The sequence below is a fragment of the Mycobacterium sp. genome (assembly GCF_035697385.1).
GTDB lineage: Bacteria > Actinomycetota > Actinomycetes > Mycobacteriales > Mycobacteriaceae > Mycobacterium.
The window spans coordinates 1-23,037 of sequence record NZ_DASSCY010000191.1 but is presented as its reverse complement, the minus strand read 5'-3'; the positions used below and the strand labels follow the sequence as shown (position 1 = coordinate 23,037).

Here is a 23,037-nt window from a genome sequence, read left to right as displayed (position 1 = left end):
ACACAGTCAGTAACAACGTAGGTCGCTAGGTTGACCGCTTTGATGCCGCGGATCGGTAGCGACCTGGCCGTACCCCGTAGCTTCGGTGAAACGCCGCGCTGAACGCGTACGGGTTGGCATAGCCCACCCGTGCTGCGACGGAGGCCAGCGGAGCGTCGGTCTTCTGCAACAGGTCAGACGCCAAGCACAGCCGCCAGCATGTCAGATAGCCCATCGGCGACTCTCCCAGCGCGCGGCTGAACCGCCGCGAGAGCGCCGAGCGCGACGAACCCGACTGCTGCGCAAGCGATTCCAACGTCCAGGACGCGCCAGGGTGGTCGTGGATAAGTTGCAGAGCGCGGCTCACCACCGGATCTCTGTGGGCGGAAACCCACGCGGGCGAGACGTCCGGGTTGGCCTCCATCCATTCCCGGATCGCCGTTACGGCAAGCAGATCCAGCACGCGGATCACGACGGCGTCGCGCCCTGCCCTCATCGCGTCGCTCTCCTCGGTGAGAATGGCTGTGAGAGCGGCGGTTTGCGCGTTCGGGCCTGCGACGATCACGTCCGGCAGACCGGTCAGCGCTCGGTCGCACACGCTACCGCCCACGTCATACGCGCCAACCAGGATGTGCTTCGGACGAGCCTGCGCGGCGTCACCGTGCAGATCCACCTCCGCCGTCGCGACAATGACATCGCCGGACGCGAACGGCCGGCGACCCGACGGACCGCTCACCCATCCGCCGCCACCCAACGGCACGACGACCATCAGAGCCGACCCGTCGCCAAGGTCCACCTGCCAGTCATCGGAGTCGACCTGGATGTGGCGTGCGCGGGGGCAGGCGTCCTCGAACAGCGTGGCAAGTGCGTCGGGCATGGCCTCAGCGTAGCTGTCGTGGGACGAATACGTATCGTTCGGAGCAGAACAAGCATTGTTCGTCCCGCCTTGCGGCGGTTCAGTGGTGAGCATGGCAGAAGAACACACCGTCGGGATCGTCGGCACGGGCGCCCTGGGCTCCGCGCTGGCCGCCGCCGCACTCGATAGCGGCATCACGACATCCGTATGGAACCGCACTCCCGGCAGAGCCCGCGCCCTCGTCGAAGCCGGCGCGACGCTGCGGCCGACGGTCGCAGACCTTGTCGCTTCGACGGCCGTCGTGGTCATCACCGTCAGCACCTATGACGACGTGCGTTCGGTGCTGACCGAGGCCGGTCAAAGTGTACGAGGCCGAACGATCGTCAACCTGTCGTCAGGGACGCCGTCGGACGCGGTGGCCGTCGCCGAGAACGTCGGTAGCCGTGGCGGCCGCTACCTCGACGGTGCCGCCATGAGCGGCACCCGATTGGTCGGGGATGCGTCGGCGAAGTTCTTCTACAGCGGCGACGGCGACGCATTCTCCCGTTACCGAGAAGTGTTGGAAGCCTTCGGTACTCCGCTGTTCCTCGGCACCGACCCCGCCGCAGCGTCCGCATACGACACGGCGATTCTCGGAATGATCCTGGGCTTCCTCACCTCGTCGTACCAAGCGCTGGCGTTACTGCAACGACAGGACATCGACGTCGAGCACTTCCCGTCGGTGGTGCGCGACTATTGGCCCTTCGTCGTCGGCCTCTTCGATCGGCACACCACCCAGATCCGGACGAACGCGATCACGGCCGACGACGGAACCATCGACGTCTACGTCGATGCCATCCGCCATGTGATCGACACCGGAGCCTCCCTTGGCATCGACACATCGCTGGCCGAGGCGATCTCCGGGCTGTTGCAGCGCACCTCGGACAACGGCCACGGCGCCGACGGCCTGCCCTACCTCGCACAGACCCTCAACGCGATCGGAGCACCCCTATGACAGCGTTCGAAGACATCCGTGCCGACGTGTCGTCGATCATCTCCGACACCGTCTACACGACGATGACGACCGTCGACCGCAAGGGACGCCCGCGTTCCCGAGCCCTGATCGTCGTGTGGCAACTCGACCTGCCCGAGCCGGTCGGCTGGCTGGGCACCTACAAGACGCCCATCAAGACCGCACATCTCGAGCACAATCCTCACGTCAGCACGGCGTATTGGAGTCGCAGAGAGGATGCCGCCTACCTCGACAGCGTCGCGCGCTGGGACGACGACCCCGAGACCGCGCAGGCGGTGTGGGACATGTACCGGCGTGGCAGCCCCCGCGGGGTCGGCTACCGGCCCAGCCAATTCTGGAAGGGCCCCGACGACCCGGAGTTCAGTGTGTTGCGCCTGGATCCGTGGCGCGTACAAGTGCTGCCCGCGCGTGATCTGATGGCCGGGAAGCCGTCACGGATCTGGCGCAGGTAATACTGGCTAGGTGCCATCCAGCGATTTCCATCCTGACCTGCGCCGCATCGCTCGCTTCATCCCCAAACAAGTGGTGACACCCGTGACGCTCCCGATCTTGCGGATGGGCACCCGGCTGATGGGCCGTCACATCCCCGATGATGTCGAGGTGCTGACCCTGGCGTCCGGTGTCGGTGTGCGGCTGTACCGACCCACCAACGCGACGGGTGTGGGTCCGGCGCTGCTCTGGATCCACGGCGGCGGCTACGTCATCGGCAGCGCCGCGCAGGACGACGAGTTGTGTCGCCGGTTCGCCCGCGAAGTCGGCGCAACGGTGGCGTCCGTCGACTATCGGCTGGCGCCCGAAAACCCCTATCCCATACCGCTGGAGGACTGCTACTCGGCGTTGGCGTGGCTCGCCGGGCTCCCCTCGGTCGACCCGGCGCGAGTGGCGATCGGCGGGGCCAGCGCCGGCGGTGGGCTGGCCGCGGCCCTGGCCTTGCTCGCCCGTGATCGCGGCGAAATCCCGTTGGCGGCACAGCTATTGGTCTATCCGATGCTCGACGACCGCACCGTGGACCGGCAGGGCCTGGACAACCCAGGGCATCGGCTGTGGAATCAGAGCAGCAACAGGTTCGGCTGGGATGCGTACCTCGGCGATGCGGACCGCGACGTCGCCGTACCAGCGCGGCGCGAAGACCTCAGTGGATTGCCGCCGGCGTGGATGGGTGTCGGCTCGCTGGACCTTTTCCACGACGAGGACGTTGCCTACGCCGAGCGGTTGAAGGCCGCCGGCGTGCCATGCGAGGTCCAGGTGGTCTCCGGCGCCTTCCACGGCTTTGACGCGATCGTCCCGAAAGCCGAAGTATCGCAAGCGTTCTTCAACGGCCAGTGTGCTGTGTTGCGCCAGGCGTTCGCACCCGCCGCTGCCTAGCGTTCGTAGACGACCTCACCGGCGATCACCGTCGCGGAGACCATCCCTGCGGCGAGCTCGCTGAGGACCTCGGCCGGCGAGGCGGCGAGCACGACCAGGTCGCCCGGCTGGCCGGCCTCGATGGCGCGGGCCGCTGTTGGGCTGCTGGCGGTGCCGAAGAACATCGTCAAAGCCTCACGCGCAGAGACACATTCGCCGGAGCCTAACACAGCACCGGTGGCCGTGGTGCGACGGACCGCCGCCCGCATGACCGCCCATGGATCGGCTTCGCCGAACGGCATGTCGGTGGACAGTGCAACCGGCACACCGGCCTCCTTCAATGAGGCCACCCGCCACAACTCATGATGCTCGTCGGCGCTGACGTCGGTGAGATATTGATCGCCGCGCTCGGCGACGAAGTTGGGCTGCGTCACGACGGTGACGCCAAGGGCAGCGAGGTCCGCGACGGCGTCGTCGGGTACCACGGCGGCGTGTTCGATGCGATCGTGCGGGTGACCACCAGCCGACTGCAGGGCCGAGAGGGTGACGACGAGCTGCGCCGCGGTCACGCAATGCACCGCGACGGGCGCGTCTTGGGCGTGTCGCTGCACGATGAACGCGGTCAGCTCGTCGAGGTCGAGGTCGGTGTCGTGCAGGATCCGCTTGCCGGGGGCCAGGCAGTGCACGCGCTGGCGTAGTTCGCCGTGCCGATGCGCTTCGATCAACTTGACGATGTCGCCGACCTCGAGATCAGGTGTGGCGTCGGTGACGCCGGTGACGCCGTACTTGGACAGCTCTCGGCTGACCTCGGCGAGGCCGGTTTCGTTGCGCTGCAAGGTATCCGACCAGCTGCGGTCGGCGCTGTGCAGCCGCCCGTCGGGATGATCGGCCAAACCGACCCGGGCAAGGCCTGCCGAGTTCAGCGTCCACAGCACACCACTGCGGTGCTGAACCCGCACGGGCACCGACGGCGACAGTTCGTCCAGCACGGCACGATCCAGCGGGCCTGCGACCGCTTCGTGATACCCCACCGCCCTGATCCACCCGTCGCCGCGGACCTCGGCGTGAGCCAGTGCGCGGGCTAGGTCTTCGCGGTTGTGCACCTCGGCGGGACCCACGCGCGTCGACGTCAGTGCGGCGGCCGCCGAGTGCAGATGGACGTGGTGGTCGTGCAGGCCAGGGATGACCGTTGCGCCCGCGGCGTCAAGCACCTGCTCACCGTGTTGGGGGGTGAGCCCGTCGGCGACTTCGCTGATCCGCTCGCCAAGTCGGATGTCGGTCGTGGTGCCGTCGAGCAGCGTCGCACGTTGAATCAGCATGAAGTCAGCCGTCTTTCGGCCACCAACCGGTCGACGGCGGCGTTGTCGTCGCCAAGAGGTGATGCAGGCACGCGCGGCTTCGGTGTTGTGGCACATCGTGTTTCGGGTTGCAGCGGCTGGGCCGCGTAGGTGGCGGCGACCGCGGCCATCGACATCTCGATCAGCTCACCACCGCCGCGGTTCAGCGACTGCGCGACCGCCAGCGCGGCATGCAGACCGGTCAGCGGGTCGGCGATGGCATCGCCGCAGAACTCCGGGTCATCCTGCGCGCTGCGGACCAAGCCGCCGGACACTGCGGCGTCGTCTCCGAAAGCGACCCAGTCGGCGCACTCACCGTCGGTGCCGTGGCCGGTGATTCGCAACCAGACCCTGCCGTCGCGCGGTGCGACGTCTGTCGGCCCCACGCCGCGGCGAGCCAGCGCGGCGGGGCGCGAGGACTCGATCACCACGTCGGCGGCTTCGAGCAGCCGTCGCAGCGCCGTGGGCTCGTCGAAATCGGCGGCGTACGAGAGCTTTCCGCTGTTCATCCAGTCGAAGAACTCGACAGGACCGGCCCGCGTGCCGTCAGGCCTATTCGGGCTCTCGACCTTGACGACGGTGGCGCCTGCTCGCGCCAGCAGCTGCCCGCACAGCGGGCCCGCCCACATGGCGGACAGGTCGACGACCAACAGCGTCGACAGGGCACGCGGCGAAGCAGGCGCTCCCAGTCGACTGATCTGTGGTGGGGCGGCGGGCGTTTCGCCGAGGGCAGCGACGGGCAGGCCGAGTAGGCGCGCGCGGGCGGTGACATCGGAGGCGTCGTGCTCGGAGATCCAGCGCTGTACGGCTCGCCACGGATCGCCGCCGACGGCATCGGATTGCACCAGCGCCGGGACGGCGTCGACGTCGTCTGGCCGAGAGAGCGTCAGGGCGCACCACCCGTCACGGCTGGCCATCAACCTCGTCGCGCCGCCTGCCGAGATGCGGCCCGCGGGCGTCAGCCCCAGCAGCGCGGCGCGGCCGGCGATGACTTCCTCTGCGTTGACAGAGACACCGGTGAGCCTGCGATAGGCGTCGGCCACCTGCCGGGCCTGCGACAGCACGGCGACAGGGATGACCAACGACGTCACACGCTCATTGTGCGTTCTGTCCGCTTTCTACCCGCGAGCAGACGCAGAATCGCACGGTTGCCCCTCGGGTAATGCGATTCTCTGTCTGCTCGCGCTAGAACTGGAGGGCCGTGAACCGCCAGTCCAGCACTTGGCGGTCGGTTTCCCCAACGGCGTACACCAGCGACCTCAGATTCAGCACACCGCCTCGGCCGTCGGGCAGCGCGGATGCCCCGTCGACGTGCAGCTCGCTGTAGAGGGTGTCGCCCTCGTGCACCGGGCCGGTGTGGTCACAGGACTCCCAGCCCAGCACCGTGACCAGGTTGGGCAGCAGCCTTGTTGCCTGCGCCATCGCCAATCCGATGGTATGCCCGCCGTACACGAGCCGCTGGCCACCAACCCGCCAATCATGGTGCGTCGCAGCTATATTCAGGGTCAGGCGAGCAAGCTCAGGCGCGCCGGTCACCACGTCTGCGGTGCTGTGCAAGACCGTACCTGCGATGTCGGCGTCGAATCCGGAGCCGGGCACCTTCTCGCGATAGGCGTCGGCGTCCCAGTCCGCGGTCGGGTCGTGGGTTGGTGCGGGATCGCTGCCGATCGTCGACAGATCGTCGGCACGGCCCGTATCGGCGGCCCCGTCGCGCAGCGGCAGCATCGCGCAGCGATAGAAGTCCAGCACCAGCCGACCGATCTGGTCGACGGTCGTCATGCGCAGCGCCGCAAGGCCGGTGGGCGCGCGCCCCGGCTTGGCGGAGTTCTGCAACAGGGCGACCACCTCGGTGCGGGTGAACAGCGAATCGCCGATCATCGGGAACCGGTGAAACCGCAGCCCCCGGTAGAACAGGTTGGCCTTGACTCGCTGTGTCGCCAGCGTGCTCTGGCCGATCGCGACATCGCAGACGAGGGCCGGATGTGCCAGCGCAGCCGTCGCGCCGGTGACGACATATGCGAGCTGAGCGTCCAGGGCCAGCCGCAGCCGATCGCCGAGGATCGACTGATGGACGGCCGCCGCTCCCGCCGTCAGAGTCATCGAGGGCGCGGAGTCGAAGACCTGGCCCACCTCGAGTTCATCGAAATAGGGGCCGCCGGGAATATGGCCGTACAAAGTCACAACTGCCCATGCTGGCATTGTGGACCGCAAAGTGTCAATATGGCCGTACATATGTTGAACGCAGAAGAGACCATGCTGGTCGAGACGGTACGGGCATTCGTCGACCGCGACGTCAAGCCCACAGTGCGCGAGGTCGAGCACGCCAACGAGTATCCAGAGGCGTGGATCGAGCAGATGAAGCAGATCGGCATCTACGGTCTGGCGATCCCGGAGTCCTACGGCGGCTCACCGGTGTCGACGCGGTGCTACGTGCTGGTCACGCAGGAACTGTCGCGGGGCTGGATGAGCCTGGCCGGCGCGATGGGCGGGCACACGGTCGTCGCGAAGCTGCTGGATTTGTTCGGCACCGAGGAGCAGAAGCGCACCTATCTGCCCGTACTGGCGACCGGCGAGGTGCGCGCGACCATGGCGCTGACCGAACCGGGCGGCGGTTCGGACCTGCAGAACATGAAGACCACCGCGGTGCGTTCCGGCGGCGAACTGGTGATCAACGGGTCCAAGACATGGATCAGCAATGCCCGCCGGTCGGGGTTGATCGCGCTGCTGTGCAAGACCGACCCTGCCGCACGCCCCGCACACAAGGGCATCTCGGTGGTGCTCGTCGAGCACGGCGACGGCCTCACGGTGTCGCGAGACCTGCCGAAGCTGGGCTACAAGGGCGTCGAGACGTGCGAGCTGACGTTCGACGATTGCCGTGTTCCGGCGTCGGCGGTTCTGGGTGGTGAACCGGGCAAGGGTTTCGCGCAGATGATGAAAGGCCTTGAGACAGGCCGCATTCAGGTGGCCTCCCGCGCGCTGGGGGTGGCCACGGCCGCACTTGAGGACGCTCTGCGATACGCCCAGGAGCGGGAGAGCTTCGGCCAGCCGATCTGGAAACACCAAGCCGTGGGCCATTATCTGGCCGATATGGCCACCAAGCTCACCGCCGCCCGCCAGCTGACGCTGTACGCGGCCGACCGCTACGACGCCGGTGAGCGCGCGGACATGGAGGCGGGCATGGCCAAGCTGTTCGCCTCCGAGACGGCGATGGAGATCGCGCTGAACGCGGTCCGGATCCACGGCGGCTACGGCTACTCCACCGAATTCGACGTCGAACGCTATTTCCGGGACGCGCCGCTGATGATCGTCGGTGAGGGCACCAACGAGATTCAGCGCAATGTGATCGCCGGACAGTTGGTGGCCCGCGGCGGCATCTGATGAAGACCGAACCGGCGTATCAGACACTGCGCGAGCAGCTTCGCGACGAGATAGCCGCCGGCCAATACCGCGACGGCGTCCGGCTGCCCACCGAATCCGAACTTGTGGCGCGCCATGGGGTTTCGCGGCAGACGGTGCGGCGGGCGTTCGTCGATCTGGTTGCCGAGGGCGTGGTGTACCGGGTGCCGGGCCGCGGCACCTACGCCAGCGAATCGGGTCGGCGTTACCTGCGTCAGCTCGGCTCGATAGAAGACCTGATGAGCCTGTCCGACGACACCACCATGGAGGTGCTCCACGGGCTGCGGCGCCGAGTCGACGTCGATGCCGCGAGCCGGCTGCGGCTGGACGATGACATCGTGTACTCGGTGGTGTTCCGCAGGCTCCATGACGGGGTGCCGTTCGTGTCGACGACCGTCCACCTGGCGCCGACGGTCGCCCAGGCGGTGCAGGGCGCGCCGGATCTAGCCGACGGTGCGGTCGGCACCAACACCGTCATCGGCCTACTCGAGCCGCATCTGGCAGATCCGATCGCCGAAGCGGCGCAATCGATTACCGTGGCATCGGCCGACGAGGCGATCGCCGATGCGGTGGGCTGCATGTCCGGTCATCCGATGCTGCGGGTGGACCGGCTCTACTCCGACACCAGGGGTTCGCCTGTCGAGCTGTCGGTAAGCCACTTTCTTCCCGAGCAGTACACCTACAGGGTGACGTTGCGCAGGTCGGGCTGAGTGTTCGGGCAGAAGCCGCCGCGCGTTATCCGCTGCCGCCGCAGGAGCCGCCGCCACCGCAGCGGCCCGATTGACTGCCCCCGTCACCCGCCGCTCATGAACCGAGGCTACGCCGGTTTCCTGCCGTCGCTGCGTCCATTTCTGCATGAGGGTCGTTTGCCGGACCGATCCATAGCGCTGGTGCAGAAATCGCGATCAGATCTGGTCGACCAGCCCCCACCGCAGGGCCGTCGCCGCGTCGATCCGCTCGCCGGACAGCACCAGATATGCGGTGCGCCAGCGGCCGATTCGGCGGGTAATGCTCACCGTGCCGCCCGCGCCGGGAATCAGTCCGAGGCTCAGCTCCGGCAGGCCCAGGACCGCATCCGGATGAGCCTGCACCCATCCGCAAAAGGCGGCCATCTCGAGCCCGCTGCCCAACACCTGGCCATGCACTTCGGCGCGGCAGCCGCGGCCAAGCCGGGCGGTCAGCTCGTCGAGCACCAGCGCAGGGCTGTGGCGGGTACGGGCGAGATGTGCGCTCGCCGGGTCGGCGAAGGAGCCGAACTCGGCGAGGTCACCGCCGCTGCAGAACGACGGGCCGTTGCCCGACAAGACGACCTCGGTGACCGACGGGTCGAGGCGCGCCACCTCAAGGGCCTCCAGCAGCGCCGCGCGGGCATCCGTGGAGAACGCGTTGTGCCGCTGCGGCCGGTTGAACCTGACCAGCAGTCGATCGCCGTCACGCTCAGCGACCCCCGGGTCGGCGATGTCGGGCAGTTGCGCCGGTCCACGCTCGGCCAGCCAGCGCGCGAACTCCTGCCCCGCCTGCAATGTGGAATACGCCAGGGACTCCGTGATGACACCGGCATATGCAGGGCCCGCAGTGTCGACCGCGCGCAGAACGTCGTCGCACACCGCGGCTGCCTGCGGCCACCGCTCGCACCGCTCGGTGAGATCGGCAAGCGCATCCGTGACCGAAGCAACTGTCACGCAACGCTTGTCGTCGGAGTCGTCCTCGGTAAGGGTGAGAGTCGCTTCGTCGGACGGTGAGCCGACCGCGACGACGACCCCCCCTGCGAGTTCTCTCACGAGTACTTCTTAATCAGCTCCTGCTTGTACAGCTTGCCGGTATCGGTACGCGGCAGCTGCGCTTCGAAGGAGATCGACCGCGGACACTTGTAGTGCGCCAAGCGCTGACGCAGCCACGCCGATAGCTCCTCCGCGAAGTCGTCGGTGGCGTCGGCCGGATCCAGCGTCTGCACCACACCCTTGACGCGTTGGCCCATTTCGTCGTCAGGGATGCCGAACACGGCGGCGTCCAACACCTTGGGGTGAGTGACGAGCAGGCTTTCGGCCTCCTGCGGGTAGATGTTCACACCGCCCGAGATGATCATGTGGTGCTTACGGTCGGTGAGGAACAGATAGCCGTCCTCGTCGAGATAGCCGACGTCGCCGACGGTCACCCAGCCGTGCCGGTCGCGGGACTCTGCCGTCTTCTCCGGGTCGTTGTGGTAGACGAACGCCACCGGACCCATATCGAAGAAGATCTGACCGGCCTGCCCGGCAGGCACGTCGTCACCGTTGTCGTCGACGACGTGCGCGACACCGAACAGCGGCTTGCCCACCGAGCCAGGATGTTTGAGCCAATCGTCGGCGGAGATGAACGTGATGCCTGCGCCCTCCGAGGAGGAGTAGTACTCGTCGACGATCGGCCCCCACCAATCGAGCATCTGCTTCTTGATGTCGACCGGACACGGCGCCGCCGCGTGCACGACCCGCTTCAGGCTGGAAACGTCATACGAATCACGCACGGAGTCAGGCATTTTCAGCATCCGGACGAACATCGCCGGGACGAACTGGCCATGCGTGACGCGGTAGCGCTGGATGGCTTGCAACGTCTGTTCGGGATCGAACTTCTCCATCACCACCACCGTGACGCCCATCGCGTGCGCGCTCATCGTCCACAGGCATGGCGCGGTGTGGTACAGCGGAGCCGGGCTGATGTAGATCGAGTCGCCGTCGATGCCGATCGCCATGAGCAACGCCGAAAGCATGTTCGGCATCTCGGTAGGCGGCAGATGTGACAGCTCACGGCGAATTCCCTTGGGCCGCCCCGTAGTCCCGGACGAGTACTGCAACAGGTCGCCTTCGAGCTCGTCAGCGATCGGGGTGTCCGGCTCGTCGGCGACACATTCGGGATAACGCGCCCAGCCGTCGAGGTCGTCGTCAGCGATCATCAGAAGATCCGGCAGGCCGTTGGGAAGGTGCTCGGCAAGCCCCTCGCACACCTTCACCATCGCGCTGGACCCGATCACCGCCTTGGCGCCGCTGTTGTCGACGATGTAAGCCGCCTCGGGCGGGGTGAGATGCGTGTTGATCACCGCGTAGTACAGGCCGCTGCGCCGCGCCGCCCACATCACCGTGTGCAGGTGCTCGTTGTTCTCCATCAGCACCGCGACGGTGTCGCCCTCGGTCAGGCCGGCGCGCCGGAATCGATGGGCAAGCCGATTGGCCCGCGCCTCCATCTCGGCGAAGCTGACCTGCTTACCCGACGGGTGCAGGATGACGGCGGGCCTGTCGGGATGCGCTTCGGCGTGCTCGCGGATCTGCATGCGCTGACTTTACGACGCCCGGACTTGACGGCTGTCAAGTAGGTCCACGTAGCGGCTGTCCGCTATCTGCTGCACAGTTGCTGTGCGGAGTTGACACTCAGTCGTTATCGCGATTTATCGCGCACCTCCATCCGGCTGGTTATATTGCTTGAACGCATATAGCAAATGACCGGGGATGTCCGCATGGCAACGTTCGACTACATCGTCCTCGGCGCGGGGTCGGCCGGCTGTGTGCTGGCCAACCGCCTTTCGGAGAATCCCGCGAACTCGGTGCTGCTCGTCGAGGCGGGCAGACGGGCGCGCAATCCGTACTTCCACATTCCCAAGGTCGGCGGACGCCTCTTCGACAAGGAGCGGTACGTCTGGCAGTACCAGACCCTGCCATTCGGCACCAACAACGTTTACGAAGTCTGGCCGCGGGGCAGGGTGATCGGCGGGACCAGCGCCATCAACGGCATGGTCTACAACCGAGGCGAGCGCGCCGACTACGACGAGCTCACCCGACTCGGCAACCGGGGCTGGGGGTGGGACGACATCCTGCCGATCTTCAAGACGATCGAGGACAACGCCCTCGGTGCGACGCCGACCCGCGGAGTGGGTGGTCCGCTGCACATCACCGCGCCGAGTGGACACGACCTGATCTGCGACGAAATCGTCGCCGCCGGAACGAATCTCGGACTGCGTCACGTCGAAGACATCAACGAGTCCGACGATGAACGGATCGCTCTCGCGTTGGCGACGATCCATGGTGGCCGCCGGGTCAGCGCGGCGACGGCGTTTCTGAACCCGGTCTTGCATCGCGACAATCTCACGCTCGCCGCCCACACCCTCGCCGAACATCTGCGATTCAAACGCGGTCGGGCCGTCGGCGTGGTGCTGCGTAGCGGAGACAATCGCTATGAGGTCGACGCGCGACGCGAGGTCATCGTCTGCCTCGGCGCGCTCGGCTCGCCAAAACTGTTGCAGCTGTCGGGAATCGGACCCAAAGATGTCCTCCCCTCCGCAGCCGTGCCCGTGTACCTGGAGCGTGAGAATGTCGGCCGCCGGATGCGCGACCACAGATGCCTCGTCAACACCTACCGACTCAACGAGGATCTCGGCCACAACCGGAGCCTGTCGACGCCGGCCGCCAAGGCGTGGACTGTCCTCAAATACTTCGCAACCGGAGAAGGACTGCTGGCCCGCCCGGCCGGCGGAGAAGTCATCGCGCTGTTCAAGACCCGACCCGACAGCGATCGAGTCGACGGTCAGATGCTGGTCGCCCCGATGAGCCTGGCCGAGCGTCGCGGCCGCGGGCGAGCGCGGGTCGATCGATTCCCCGGCATCTGCGCCATGGGTGAAGTTCTGCGCCCGACATCGGAGGGCTCCCTATCGATCATCTCGCCGCACCCGGCAAGCCCCATGATGATCAACCCGAACTTCCTCACCACGGACTACGACCGCAAGACGGGCGCCGGTGTGCTGCGCACCATGCGCCGGCTGTTCCTGCAGTCGCCGATCGCCGACCACATCAGCCACGAGACCGCGCCCGGTCTTGACGCGCAGACCGACGACGAGTTGATCGACGCCGCGCTGAACAGCGGGTCGACGGGCCAGCACGCGACCGGCACCTGCGCGATGGGCCCGAACGACGACGACATCGTCGACGACCGGCTGCGGGTGCGCGGCGTCGACGGCCTCCGCGTGATGGACTGCTCGATCTGGCCCACCATGATCTCGGGCAATCCGAACGGGCCTGTCATGGCGATGGCCTACCGCGCCGCCGAGTTGATTCTCGACGGCGACCGGGCGGTCAGTCCGCTTCGGCCAGGCGGTGCTTCAGCGCGTCGAACTCGTCCTTGATACCGGTCGGCAGCTTCTCGCCGACGAACTCGAACCACTCCTCGATCAGCGGCAGCTCCTCGCGCCACTCATCGGGGTTGACAGCCAGCGCCTCGTCCACGTCAGCGGCATCCACCTCGAGGCCATCGAGGTCGAGGTCGGCGGCGGTGGGCACGATGCCGATCGGCGTGGTCTTGCCGTCGGCCTTGTGCTCGATCCGCTCGATGGCCCACTTGAGCACGCGGCTGTTCTCGCCGAAGCCTGGCCACAGGAAGCGGCCGTCGTCGCCGCGGCGGAACCAGTTCACGAAGAACACCTTCGGCATCTTCGACTCATCGGCGTTCTTGCCGATGTTGATCCAGTGCTGGAAGTAGTCGCCGACGTTGTAGCCGAGGAACGGCAGCATCGCCATCGGGTCGCGTCGCACCGTGCCGACCTTGCCTTCGGCGGCCGCGGTCTGCTCCGAGCCGAGCGTGGCGCCGATGAACACACCGTGCTGCCAGTCGCGGGCCTCGGTGATCAGCGGCACCGTCGTCTTGCGGCGGCCACCGAACAGGATCGCCGAGATCGGCACGCCCTGCGGGTCGTCCCACTCAGGCGCCAGCGTCGGGCACTGCGAGATCGGGGTGCAGTACCGGGAGTTGGGATGGGCAGCCTTGACGTCGGAATCCGGCGTCCACTCGTTGCCCTTCCAGTCGATCAGGTGCTGCGGATCGCCCTCGAGGCCCTCCCACCACACGTCGCCGTCGTCGGTCAGCGCGACGTTGGTGAAAACGGTGTTGCCCGCGTCGATCGTCTTCATCGCGTTCGGGTTGGAGTCCCAGTTGGTGCCCGGCGCAACGCCGAAGAAGCCGAACTCGGGGTTGACTGCGTAGAGTCGGCCATCCTTGCCGAACCGCATCCAGGCGATGTCGTCGCCGACGGTTTCGGCGCGCCAACCCGGAACGGTCGGCTGCAGCATCGCAAGGTTGGTCTTGCCGCACGCCGAGGGGAACGCGGCGGCGATGTAGTAAGCCTTGTTCTCCGGCGAGATCAGCTTGAGGATCAGCATGTGCTCGGCGAGCCAGCCCTCGTCGTGGGCCATCGCCGACGCGATGCGCAGCGAGTAGCACTTCTTGCCCAGCAGCGCGTTGCCGCCATATCCCGAGCCGTAGCTCCAGATCTCGCGGGTTTCGGGGAAGTGGGTGATGTACTTCGTGTCGTTGCACGGCCACGGCACATCGGCCTGGCCCGGCTCCAGAGGAGCGCCGACCGAGTGCAGGCACTTGACGAAGAAGCCGTCGGTGCCCATCTTGTCGAGCGCCGCCTGGCCCATCCGGGTCATGGTGCGCATCGAGATGACGACGTACTCGGAGTCGGTGATCTCCACGCCGAGCTTGGGATCCTCGGCGCCGAGCGGACCCATGCAGAACGGCACCACGTAGATCGTGCGGCCGCGCATGCAACCCCGGTAGAGGTCGGTCATGATGCCGCGCATCTCGGCCGGTTCCATCCAGTTGTTGGTCGGACCCGCGTCGATTTCACGCTCTGTACAGATGTAGGTGCGCGACTCCACGCGCGCCACGTCCGAGGGATCAGACAGCGCCAGATACGAATTCGGCCGCTTCTCGTCATTCAGACGCCGAAATGTGCCGGCTTCGACCAATTGCTCGGTGAGTCGAGCGCACTCCTCCTCGGAACCGTCGGCGAACACCACCCGATCGGGCTGTGTCAGTTCGGCGACCTCCTGGACCCAGGCGAGCAGCCCCTTGTGCTTAGTCGGTGCGGTGTCCAGACCCGGAATGGTCGCTGCGGTCATCAAAATCTCCTGTGTACGTTTCTGCCAGGCACCGGAGCCGAGAACGCCAGCCCATAAGCTATGCAGCGTCGCGGTCATCCCCTGTACAGAGGTTAACGTGGGTGACATACCCGCGGTTAATCGGATGTATGTCCGATCACTCACAGGAACGATTCAGTAAATCGGTTTCTATTGGTTTATCGATTCAGTAATCCGCGCAATCCGGTCCTTCAATTCGGCGACTCCGTTTTCTCGGCGGTCAAAGCACCATCCGATCCATTTCTGGGTTCGGTTGCCGGCGCACCGTAGAGCTCCTCGTGCACGGCCGCGACAGCTTTCTGCAACGACGGCAGCCGACGATCCCGAACCGCGGCGGCCCTGGCGGTGGCGATCGCGTGCTCCCGCAGCTCTGCATCGATGGCTGCGATGCGGTCGGCGGCCGTCGCGCTTTCTGCTTCATCGCGCGCGGTCAGTTCGGACGTGAGTGCCGTCTCGGCGGTCAACACCCTGGTGGCGACGCGCTCTTCTGCCGAGGACCGCAGCGCAGTGGTGACGTCGGTGATCCAGCGGTCAAGCACCGCGCGGTCGTGGAGCAGGCCACGGATGCCGACCACCCAGACCATGAGCAGCACGCCCACCACCACACCAGCCACCAACCCCGCGACGGTCAGGCCAGGAGCCAGCCCGGCAAACAGCCGGGTCACCACGAGCGCCACCCCGAGCCCGAACCCCGCACCGAGGATCGTCATCAGCTGCGTTTCCAGTCGCCGCGATTTCAGCGGCGGCGCGCCGAACTCGGGCTGTGACGGGGCCGCGGGCGACGGAGGCGCGGGAAGGTCGAGTTCTGCCGCCATATCGCCGAGGTGTGTGGTGATGCCCTCGTCCACCTCGTCGACGACTTGCTCCGCCCGGGTCCGCACATAGCCCTCGAACTGGCCGAGCCGGCGCCGCCCCATGTTCGACGCGTCCTCCTGCAATTCGGCACGCACCGACGTGCACCTGTTGCGCGCGAAATAGGTGAGCTGCACCCGTGCCTGCTGTGTCTGGCTGCGCAGGGCGATGGCGCGTTCAGTCTTGGCCAGCCGGCGCTCGCGCACCGTGGAACTGCGCTGTTCCCGCAACTCGGCGATCCGCGCGTTGCGACCCACGCCTTCGGCTTCCTCCTCGTAGCGCCGCATGACGGTCTGTAGCCGGGTTTCCCACGCACGCAAGCGATTTCGACGAGCCAGCCTGGCATCGCCGAGGTGGCCGAGCCGTTCCGCCAGCTCGTCGATCTTCGGGTCGCCGAGATCGGGTGCAGCAGCCACCCCAATCCACGGGACGTCCCGGTAGCGGGAGTCGTGCGCAATCAGCGCCTGCCTGTCGGCTGCCAGCACGTCGCGCCAGTTGCGATGCACATCGATCTTAGACACGACCCCGATGACGAGGTCGGTGTTGGCGGCGGCAACGTCAAGCAGCGCACAGTCCGACTCAGTCAGCCGCGCGACCGCCGACACGACAAACACCACTGCGAGAGGAGCTTCGATGACGGATAGCTCGCCCGTCTCGACGAAGGTGACATCGGGCAACCGCTCGCGGAGCGCCCCAAGCAGGCTGCTGGTGCCTGCCAGCCACGGGCCGGTGACCAGCACGACGTCACGGCTCTGCACTCCGGGCGAGCTCAGACCCGGCTCGATGGCCGCGATGAGCGCGTCGGCCGATGCGATCGGGTCGCTCATCGAACCTGCCTCAGCAGACGCAGCGATCCCCGACTGATGTCGGCGCCGCAACTGCGGTGGAGCGCATTGACCGGACCGTGGCTATAGCGCCGCCAATGCACCGCGCGACGCCGATGCGATTCCGCGTCGTCGCCGGTGTCAACCCTGGCTCCGGCGGCCTCGACCACCTCGACCGCGGCCGTCATCACCGCGAGCACAGTCGCATCGGTCGAGAGGAACTCCGTCAACCGTGAGTCGCCGGATTGTGCTGCGAGCCTGTGCAATTCGGTTACCGCCTGCCGCACTCGCCGATACCGTACCGGGGCCCCCGCGGCGTCGAGGTGGGCGACGACGCGGTCGGTCTGGCTGAGCCGGCGCAGCAGTGCCGCAACTGCGGCTGCGTCGGATCCATCGGCGATCGCCACCACGGCGTGGGCGATGCCGAACCGGTCCAGTGTGTCGAGCAGACGCCGGCGAACCTCATGCGGCAGCGGATGTGGGCTCTGCACGAAGGCGTCGGTCGACGTCAGATCGGCGGGCTGGCGGACCAGTGAGTGCAGCGCGGCCATCAGCTCGCCGTCGAGATCCGCGGCGGCAAGCAGGGCGACCATCGGCACGGTCGGTACCCCGGTCGATGCCCGGTATGCGGCGGCACGGCGGTGGGCCAGCGTCAACGGCCCGCCTGCGCCGAAACCCGTGAGGTCGGCCTTGTTCAGCACAGCCAAGGTGGGCGGGTCGGCGCGCAGCATCGCCCGGTCTTCGGGCTTGAGCGCCTCGGCGATCACCACCAGATGCAGGTCCGCGGCGGAGTCGTCGGGTGTCACGGCGACACCAACCGATGTCAGAGCGGCCGTCACAGTGCCGCGACCCACACCGTCGCGACCACACACCGCAACGCGCAGCGGAGCAGAGACACGCCTGATGATCGGTGTCAACCGCGGATTACCGTTCTGCTCAGCGAATCGAGTCAGCGCATTGACGAAAATGTGGTGGCCTTCCGTTTTCCCACCCGAATGTTGGCACCTCGCCGGGGTAAAGCGCGAGCGCGGCTTTGGCCGTCTGTGGACAGGCGCTTGCCTTACCAGCCGAAGGCAACTGTTGGGTATCAATCTGTACCACGATGCGGGTACTCAAGCCTCGATGAGCGACCATGGACGGATGCATGCGCCCCGGACCGATGTCGCCGGCGGTCCGGCTCCGGACGAGGCTCCCTCCACGCAGCAAGTACATCCCCGAGTGACCAGCTTCCGTACCCGGCGGACCACGCTTTCCGGCGGCCAACTGGCGACGTGGGACCGGCTGTGGCCCGAGCTCGGTATGCATGCCGTTGACAGCGATGGGCCCGCCCCGCGGCTCGACACCGAGGCGTGGTTCGGGCGTTCCGCCCCGGTCGTGCTCGAGATCGGCTGCGGCGCCGGTACGTCGACGCTGGCGATGGCGCAGGCCGAGGCGCACCTCGACGTGGTCGCCGTCGAGGTGTACCGCCGCGGGCTGGCGCAGCTCCTCACCGGCATCGACCGCGAAGGCGTCACGAACATCCGGCTGGTCCGTGGCGACGGCGTCGACGTGCTCGAGCACATGTTCGGGCCGGACTCGCTGACCGGCGTGCGCATCTTCTTCCCCGACCCGTGGCCGAAGGCGCGCCACCACAAACGCCGGCTGATCCAACCGGCGACCGTCAGTTTGATCGCTGACCGGCTGCGCCCAGGCGGGGTGTTCCACGCGGCGACCGACCACGCCGGATACGCCGAGCACATCGCCGAAGTGGGCGACGCCGAACCACGTCTGCGCCGCATCGCCGAGACCGCCGACACCGAAGCCCTGCCGATCTCGGTCGAGCGGCCCGTCACGAAATACGAAGGAAAGGCTCGGCACGTCGGCAGCGCCGTTGCCGAATTGCTCTGGGAGAGACGGCCATGAGCCTCACCGAAGACATCCACCAGCTTGATGTGCCGCCGCCCCCCGCGGCGCCGACGGAGTCCACCGCGCGGGTCCTGCTGGTGTGGGATGCGCCCAACCTCGACATGGGCCTTGGTTCGATCCTCGGCGGCCGCCCGACCGCCGCGCACCGGCCCCGGTTCGACGCGCTGGGGCGGTGGCTGCTGGCTCGCACCGCCGAACTCTCTTCCGAGCGCGCCGACGTCACATTGGAGCCGGAAGCCACCGTCTTCACCAACATCGCCCCAGGTAGCGCCGACGTCGTTCGCCCATGGGTCGAGGCATTGCGTAACGTTGGTTTTGCGGTTTTCGCCAAACCGAAGATCGATGAAGACAGCGACGTCGACGTCGACATGCTCAACCACATCGGGCTTCGGCGCGGCCAAGGTCTGGCCGGTGTACTGGTGGCCTCCGCCGACGGACAGGCGTTCAAGCAACCGTTGGAGGAGATCGCCCGCGACGGCATTGCGGTCCAGGTGCTGGGATTTCGCGAACATGCCAGTTGGGCGTTAGCGTCGGATACCTTGGAGTTTGTCGACCTGGAGGACATTCCTGGTGTTTTCCGGGAACCGCTACCGCGAATCGGCCTAGATTCGCTGCCCGAGCAGGGGGCTTGGCTGCAGCCGTTCCGGCCGCTGTCCTCGCTACTGACCTCGCGCCCATAACAACTCGATATGCGCGGGTCGCAAAGGACTTAGTAAGGAGCTAACGTGTTCGCCTGGTGGGGTCGAACGGTGTACCAATTCCGATACATAGTGATCGGGGTCATGGTCGCACTGTGCCTTGGTGGCGGCGTGTACGGGATCAGCCTCGGCAGCCACGTCACGCAGAGCGGCTTCTACGACGAAGGTAGCGAGTCGGTGCACGCGTCCCTACTCGCCGACGCGGCGTACGGACGCGACACTTCGGGCCACATCATCGCGATCTACACCGCCCCCGACGGCAAGACGGTCGACGACCCAGAGTTCAAGCAGAAGATCCTCGACAACCTGGCACAGGTCGAAAAGGACCACCCCGACCAGATCCTGCGCTCGATCGGCTACTTCAAGAGCCCCGACGTGCTCAAGAACATGGCCGACGGGGACAAACAGCACGCGTTCATGTCGGTCCAGCTCAAGGGCGACAACGACGACGCGATCCTGAACAACTACAACAAGAACGTCGGCGAGGACGGCAAAACCGTCAAGGAAGCCCTCAACATCGACGGCGTCGACGTTCAACAGGCCGGCCTGCAGCCACTCGCCAGCGAGCTGACCGGAACCATCGGCGACGATCAGAGACGTGCCGAGGTAGCGGCCATCCCGCTGGTATGCGTGGTGCTGTTCTTCGTGTTCGGCGGCGTGGTCGCGGCCGCCCTCCCCGGCATCATCGGCGGCCTGACCATCGCCGGCGCGCTCGGGATCATGCGGCTCGTCGCCGAATTCATGCCGGTGCACTTCTTCGCCCAGCCGGTGGTGACGCTGATGGGGCTCGGCATCGCCGTCGACTACGGCCTGTTCATGGTCAGCCGGTTCCGTGAGGAGATCGCCGAAGGCTATGACACCGAGGCCGCCGTCCGAAGAACGGTGATGACCTCGGGCCGCACGATCATGTTCTCCGCGGTGATCCTGGTCGCATCGTCAGTGCCGCTGCTGCTGTTTCCGCAAGGGTTCTTGAAGTCCATCACCTACGCGATCATCGCCTCGGTCATGCTCGCGGCGATCCTGTCGATCACCGTGCTGGCCGCCGCGCTGGCCATCCTGGGGCCCAACGTCGACGCGCTCGGTGTGCGCACGCTGCTGCGGGTGCCGTTCTTCCGTAACTGGAAGCCGATGCGGATCTACCTGACCTGGCTGGCCGACAAGACGCAGAAGACCAAGACTCGCGAAGAGGTCGAAAAGGGCTTCTGGGGCAAGCTCGTCAACCGCGTGATGAAGCGTCCCATCGCGTTCGCCGCACCCATCACGATCGGGCTGATCCTGCTGGTGATTCCGCTGGGACAGCTCGCGCTCGGGGGTATCAGCGAGAAGTACCTGCCGCCGGACAACTCGGTGCGCCAGGCCCAGGAGGAATTCGACAGGACCTTCCCCGGCTTCCGCACCGAACCGCTGACGTTGGTGATCGAAAACAACGACGGTCAGCCGGTCACCGACCAGCAGATCGCCGAGATCCGCAACAAGGCGATGACCATCCCCGGGTTCATCGAAAGCGACGACGACCCGGCGAACATGTGGAAGGAACGCTCGTACCTCGACGGTGCCTCCAAGGATCCGTCGGTGCGGGTGATTCAGAACGGCCTTGTCGAACGGAACACGGCATCCGACAAGATCGAGGAACTCCGGGCGATCCCGCCTCCGCGCGGCCTGACCGTGTCGGTGGGCGGCACGCCTGCGCTGGAACAGGACAGCATCCACAGCTTGTTCGACAAGCTGCCGTTGATGGTGGTCCTGCTGATCACCACGACGACCATCCTGATGTTCCTAGCGTTCGGATCGGTGGTGTTGCCGATCAAGGCCGCGCTGATGAGCGCGCTGACGCTGGGCTCCACGATGGGCGTTCTCACATGGATGTTCGTCGACGGGCACGGGTCCGGCCTGATGAACTACACGCCGCAGCCACTGATGGCACCGATGATCGGCCTGATCATCGCGGTGATCTGGGGCCTGTCGACCGACTACGAGGTGTTCCTGGTGTCCCGCATGGTGGAGGCCCGCGAGCGCGGCATGTCCACCACCGAGGCGATCCGCATCGGCACCGCGACCACCGGCCGGCTCATCACCGGCGCGGCCTTGGTCTTGGCCGTCGTCGCGGGTGCGTTCGTGTTCTCCGATCTGGTGATGATGAAGTACCTGGCCTTCGGCCTCCTCATCGCGCTGCTACTGGACGCGACCATCATCCGGATGTTCCTGGTGCCCGCGATCATGAAACTGCTCGGCGACGACTGCTGGTGGGCGCCGCGCTGGATGAAGCGCTTGCAGGAACGCCTGGGCCTCGGTGAGACCGAATTGCCCGACGAACGCAGACGCCCGGCGGTGCGGGACTCCGGAGAAGACGAACGCGCTCTCGTCGGTGCGGGTGCTCCAGCCGCGCCGCGACCGCGGCCGCCGCACGACCCGACCCATCCTGCCGCCGAGGGTCCGCGCCCTGGTGCGACGACGCGGATCCCGACCCCGCCGCGGGCGAACGCCCCGTCGGTGGCAGGCACCAGGCGGATCCCGACAAGTCCGCGCGGCGCATCGGGCAGGGCCGAGGCCGACGAGCCGCAGACCACGCGGCTGTCCATGGCCAAGAACGCGGTCCGCAACGTGGTCAGCAACGCCACCGGAGCCGGCCAGCGGACCAACCGGCCCGCGCCGCCGCCTGCGCAACCGCCACGCGACCCGCAGGCGCCGCGCGAGGAACGTGAGATCGAGTCGTGGCTGGGCGAATTGCGGGGAACGGCACCGGCCGCCGGTAAGCCAGTGCCGCCGCCACCACCGTCGACCCCGCCCGAAGGCAGGGGACCCCGCCGGGAGGCAGGGGAGGGACGGCCGTCAGCGGATGCGACGCGCGCGATGCCCGTGGGGACCCCGCCGGAAGGCTGGGTACCCCGCCGGGAGGCAGGGGAGGGACAACGCCCACGTCAACCGCGGCCCCAGCCCGCCCAGCCGGGCAACGAGCCGACGACGGCGATTCCGACTCCGCGCAAACTGGGGACCCCGCCGGAAGGCAGGGGAGATCCGGAATCGACCGAGAAGATCAACACCCGCGAGGACGACGAGCGTAAGCGCCGCGGCGGCGGGATGAGCGCCCAGGATCTGCTGCGTCGCGAGGGTCGGCTCTAAGCCTTCTCGGCGTCGGTTATCTCGTCGGCTTCCGCCTTGACCCGTGGGCCTTCCTCGGATTCCAGCGCATCCTGTTCGGCCGCGGGCTCTTTGGCCAGCAGCACGCGCACCGCGCTGTTGAGGATCGCGACGGTCGGCACCGCCAGTAGTGCGCCGATGATGCCGGCCAGCACGGCGCCGCCTGCGATGGCCAGCACAATGGCCAGCGGATGGATCGACACCGCGCGGCCCATCACCAGCGGCTGCAGAATGTGGCCCTCCAGCTGCTGCACCGCGATGACCAGTCCGAGGGTGATCAGCGCATAGATAAAGCCTTTGGCGAGTAGTGCAACGACCACCGCGAGGAAGCCGGCGACAACGGCACCGACGAGCGGGATGAACGCACCGAGGAACACCAGCGATGCCAGCGGAAGTGCCAACGGAACGCCCATGATCGCAAGGCCGGTGCCGATGCCGACCGCGTCGACCAACGCGACAAGGAATGTCGCGCGAACGTAGCCGATCAGCGAATGGAAGCCGGCCCTGCCGGCGTCGCGGACCCGTTCCCTCACGGGCTCGGGGAAGACCTTCGTGACGAACGCGAAGATGTGGCGCCCGCCGAGCAACAGGAAGATCAGTGTGAACAACACCAGCAGAGCGCCGGTGACGATCTCGGTGATGGTGCCCGCTGTCGACAGGGCTCCGGTGGTCAGCTTCTCCTGGTTGTTTCGCAGCGCCTCGATGGCGGAGTTGCCTGCCTGGTCGATCTGCTCCCTGCTGAGGTGTAGTGGGCC

At 66.9% G+C, this 23,037-nt stretch carries 19 protein-coding genes; 9 read left to right on the top strand and 10 right to left on the bottom strand.

Annotated features, from left to right (window positions below):
• Positions 1 to 25: 25 nt before the first annotated feature.
• Positions 26 to 856 (bottom strand): AraC family transcriptional regulator, encoded by an 831-nt coding sequence (locus VFH65_RS15445; protein ID WP_353322589.1) that lies wholly within the window; start codon positions 854 to 856, stop codon positions 26 to 28.
• Between the two features lie 91 nt (positions 857 to 947).
• Here VFH65_RS15445 and VFH65_RS15440 point away from each other — a divergent pair, with 91 nt between their 5' ends.
• The 3 genes from VFH65_RS15440 to VFH65_RS15430 are packed head-to-tail and all read left to right on the top strand — an operon-like array spanning position 948 to position 3,212.
• A complete protein-coding gene (locus VFH65_RS15440) occupies positions 948 to 1,829 on the top strand; it encodes an NAD(P)-dependent oxidoreductase (RefSeq protein ID WP_353322588.1) in 882 nt (293 codons plus the stop codon).
• Positions 1,826 to 2,299: a pyridoxamine 5'-phosphate oxidase family protein gene (locus VFH65_RS15435; protein ID WP_353322586.1), complete on the top strand. Its 474-nt coding sequence runs from the start codon at positions 1,826 to 1,828 to the stop codon at positions 2,297 to 2,299. The genes VFH65_RS15440 and VFH65_RS15435 overlap by 4 nt, the downstream gene beginning before the upstream one ends.
• Positions 2,300 to 2,309: 10 nt before the next feature.
• Positions 2,310 to 3,212, top strand: a complete 903-nt coding sequence (locus tag VFH65_RS15430; protein WP_353322584.1) for an alpha/beta hydrolase — start codon at positions 2,310 to 2,312, stop codon at positions 3,210 to 3,212.
• Here the strand turns inward: VFH65_RS15430 and VFH65_RS15425 are convergent.
• The 3 genes from VFH65_RS15425 to VFH65_RS15415 all read right to left on the bottom strand — a co-directional run bounded on the left by VFH65_RS15425 (position 3,209) and on the right by VFH65_RS15415 (position 6,727).
• The gene (locus VFH65_RS15425; protein ID WP_353322583.1) at positions 3,209 to 4,510 is read right to left on the bottom strand and encodes an amidohydrolase family protein; all 1,302 of its coding nucleotides are present in this window, start codon (positions 4,508 to 4,510) and stop codon (positions 3,209 to 3,211) included. The two genes, VFH65_RS15430 and VFH65_RS15425, sit on opposite strands and share 4 nt — an antisense overlap.
• Positions 4,504 to 5,619, bottom strand: a complete 1,116-nt coding sequence (locus tag VFH65_RS15420) for a CoA transferase (RefSeq protein ID WP_353322581.1) — start codon at positions 5,617 to 5,619, stop codon at positions 4,504 to 4,506. The genes VFH65_RS15425 and VFH65_RS15420 overlap by 7 nt, the downstream gene beginning before the upstream one ends.
• Before the next feature lie 94 nt (positions 5,620 to 5,713).
• Positions 5,714 to 6,727: a MaoC family dehydratase gene (locus tag VFH65_RS15415; protein ID WP_353322580.1), complete on the bottom strand. Its 1,014-nt coding sequence runs from the start codon at positions 6,725 to 6,727 to the stop codon at positions 5,714 to 5,716.
• Positions 6,728 to 6,748: 21 nt separating this feature from the next.
• On the opposite strand from VFH65_RS15415, the gene VFH65_RS15410 reads away from it, so the two are divergent.
• Complete coding sequence (locus tag VFH65_RS15410; RefSeq protein ID WP_353322578.1) at positions 6,749 to 7,906, top strand: acyl-CoA dehydrogenase family protein; 1,158 nt, start codon at positions 6,749 to 6,751, stop codon at positions 7,904 to 7,906.
• On the top strand, positions 7,906 to 8,634 hold the full coding sequence (locus VFH65_RS15405; protein WP_353322577.1) for a GntR family transcriptional regulator: 729 nt from the start codon (positions 7,906 to 7,908) through the stop codon (positions 8,632 to 8,634). The genes VFH65_RS15410 and VFH65_RS15405 overlap by 1 nt, the downstream gene beginning before the upstream one ends.
• Before the next feature lie 195 nt (positions 8,635 to 8,829).
• Here the strand turns inward: VFH65_RS15405 and VFH65_RS15400 are convergent, their stop codons facing one another.
• Both VFH65_RS15400 and fadD4 read right to left on the bottom strand, forming a co-directional pair.
• Complete coding sequence (locus tag VFH65_RS15400; protein WP_353322576.1) at positions 8,830 to 9,705, bottom strand: enoyl-CoA hydratase/isomerase family protein; 876 nt, start codon at positions 9,703 to 9,705, stop codon at positions 8,830 to 8,832.
• The gene (gene fadD4 / locus VFH65_RS15395) at positions 9,702 to 11,228 is read right to left on the bottom strand and encodes a fatty-acid--CoA ligase FadD4 (protein ID WP_353322574.1); all 1,527 of its coding nucleotides are present in this window, start codon (positions 11,226 to 11,228) and stop codon (positions 9,702 to 9,704) included. The genes VFH65_RS15400 and fadD4 overlap by 4 nt, the downstream gene beginning before the upstream one ends.
• Before the next feature lie 183 nt (positions 11,229 to 11,411).
• Here fadD4 and VFH65_RS15390 point away from each other — a divergent pair, with 183 nt between their 5' ends.
• Positions 11,412 to 13,070 carry a GMC family oxidoreductase gene (locus VFH65_RS15390; RefSeq protein WP_353322572.1) on the top strand — a complete coding sequence of 553 codons (1,659 nt, stop codon included), beginning with the start codon at positions 11,412 to 11,414 and terminating at the stop codon, positions 13,068 to 13,070.
• Here the strand turns inward: VFH65_RS15390 and VFH65_RS15385 are convergent.
• From VFH65_RS15385 to VFH65_RS15375, 3 genes are all read right to left on the bottom strand, one after another.
• Positions 13,021 to 14,847 (bottom strand): phosphoenolpyruvate carboxykinase (GTP), encoded by a 1,827-nt coding sequence (locus tag VFH65_RS15385; RefSeq protein ID WP_353322571.1) that lies wholly within the window; start codon positions 14,845 to 14,847, stop codon positions 13,021 to 13,023. The two genes, VFH65_RS15390 and VFH65_RS15385, sit on opposite strands and share 50 nt — an antisense overlap.
• Before the next feature lie 209 nt (positions 14,848 to 15,056).
• Positions 15,057 to 16,544, bottom strand: coding sequence for a hypothetical protein (locus tag VFH65_RS15380; RefSeq protein WP_353322569.1), 1,488 nt, complete (start codon positions 16,542 to 16,544; stop codon positions 15,057 to 15,059).
• A complete protein-coding gene (locus VFH65_RS15375) occupies positions 16,541 to 17,347 on the bottom strand; it encodes a hypothetical protein (RefSeq protein ID WP_353322568.1) in 807 nt (268 codons plus the stop codon). Before VFH65_RS15375 ends, VFH65_RS15380 begins: the two co-directional genes overlap by 4 nt.
• Positions 17,348 to 17,663: 316 nt before the next feature.
• Here VFH65_RS15375 and trmB point away from each other — a divergent pair, with 316 nt between their 5' ends.
• Genes trmB through VFH65_RS15360 form a run of 3 tightly spaced genes read left to right on the top strand, consistent with a single transcriptional unit; the run spans position 17,664 to position 22,264 of the window.
• Positions 17,664 to 18,443, top strand: a complete 780-nt coding sequence (gene trmB, locus VFH65_RS15370) for a tRNA (guanosine(46)-N7)-methyltransferase TrmB (RefSeq protein ID WP_353322567.1) — start codon at positions 17,664 to 17,666, stop codon at positions 18,441 to 18,443.
• Complete coding sequence (locus VFH65_RS15365) at positions 18,440 to 19,126, top strand: NYN domain-containing protein (RefSeq protein ID WP_353322566.1); 687 nt, start codon at positions 18,440 to 18,442, stop codon at positions 19,124 to 19,126. Before trmB ends, VFH65_RS15365 begins: the two co-directional genes overlap by 4 nt.
• A gap of 45 nt (positions 19,127 to 19,171) precedes the next feature.
• Positions 19,172 to 22,264, top strand: coding sequence for an MMPL family transporter (locus VFH65_RS15360; protein ID WP_353322565.1), 3,093 nt, complete (start codon positions 19,172 to 19,174; stop codon positions 22,262 to 22,264).
• Here the strand turns inward: VFH65_RS15360 and VFH65_RS15355 are convergent.
• Positions 22,261 to 23,037: AI-2E family transporter (locus VFH65_RS15355; RefSeq protein WP_353322564.1), on the bottom strand; the 777-nt coding region annotated here is incomplete at its 5' end. The genes VFH65_RS15360 and VFH65_RS15355 overlap by 4 nt on opposite strands.

Bases quoted from the DNA above. Each gene is read 5' to 3' on its own strand.
- VFH65_RS15440 (WP_353322588.1), top strand. From the start codon at position 948: ATGGCAGAAGAACACACCGTCGGGATCGTCGGCACGGGCGCCCTGGGC.
- VFH65_RS15385 (WP_353322571.1), bottom strand. From the start codon at position 14,847: ATGACCGCAGCGACCATTCCGGGTCTGGACACCGCACCGACTAAGCAC.
- VFH65_RS15390 (WP_353322572.1), top strand. From the start codon at position 11,412: ATGGCAACGTTCGACTACATCGTCCTCGGCGCGGGGTCGGCCGGCTGT.
- VFH65_RS15435 (WP_353322586.1), top strand. From the start codon at position 1,826: ATGACAGCGTTCGAAGACATCCGTGCCGACGTGTCGTCGATCATCTCC.
- fadD4 (WP_353322574.1), bottom strand. From the start codon at position 11,228: ATGCAGATCCGCGAGCACGCCGAAGCGCATCCCGACAGGCCCGCCGTC.
- VFH65_RS15405 (WP_353322577.1), top strand. From the start codon at position 7,906: ATGAAGACCGAACCGGCGTATCAGACACTGCGCGAGCAGCTTCGCGAC.
- VFH65_RS15380 (WP_353322569.1), bottom strand. From the start codon at position 16,544: ATGAGCGACCCGATCGCATCGGCCGACGCGCTCATCGCGGCCATCGAG.
- VFH65_RS15415 (WP_353322580.1), bottom strand. From the start codon at position 6,727: ATGCCAGCATGGGCAGTTGTGACTTTGTACGGCCATATTCCCGGCGGC.
- VFH65_RS15410 (WP_353322578.1), top strand. From the start codon at position 6,749: ATGGCCGTACATATGTTGAACGCAGAAGAGACCATGCTGGTCGAGACG.
- VFH65_RS15445 (WP_353322589.1), bottom strand. From the start codon at position 856: ATGCCCGACGCACTTGCCACGCTGTTCGAGGACGCCTGCCCCCGCGCA.
- trmB (WP_353322567.1), top strand. From the start codon at position 17,664: ATGAGCGACCATGGACGGATGCATGCGCCCCGGACCGATGTCGCCGGC.
- VFH65_RS15425 (WP_353322583.1), bottom strand. From the start codon at position 4,510: ATGCTGATTCAACGTGCGACGCTGCTCGACGGCACCACGACCGACATC.
- VFH65_RS15365 (WP_353322566.1), top strand. From the start codon at position 18,440: ATGAGCCTCACCGAAGACATCCACCAGCTTGATGTGCCGCCGCCCCCC.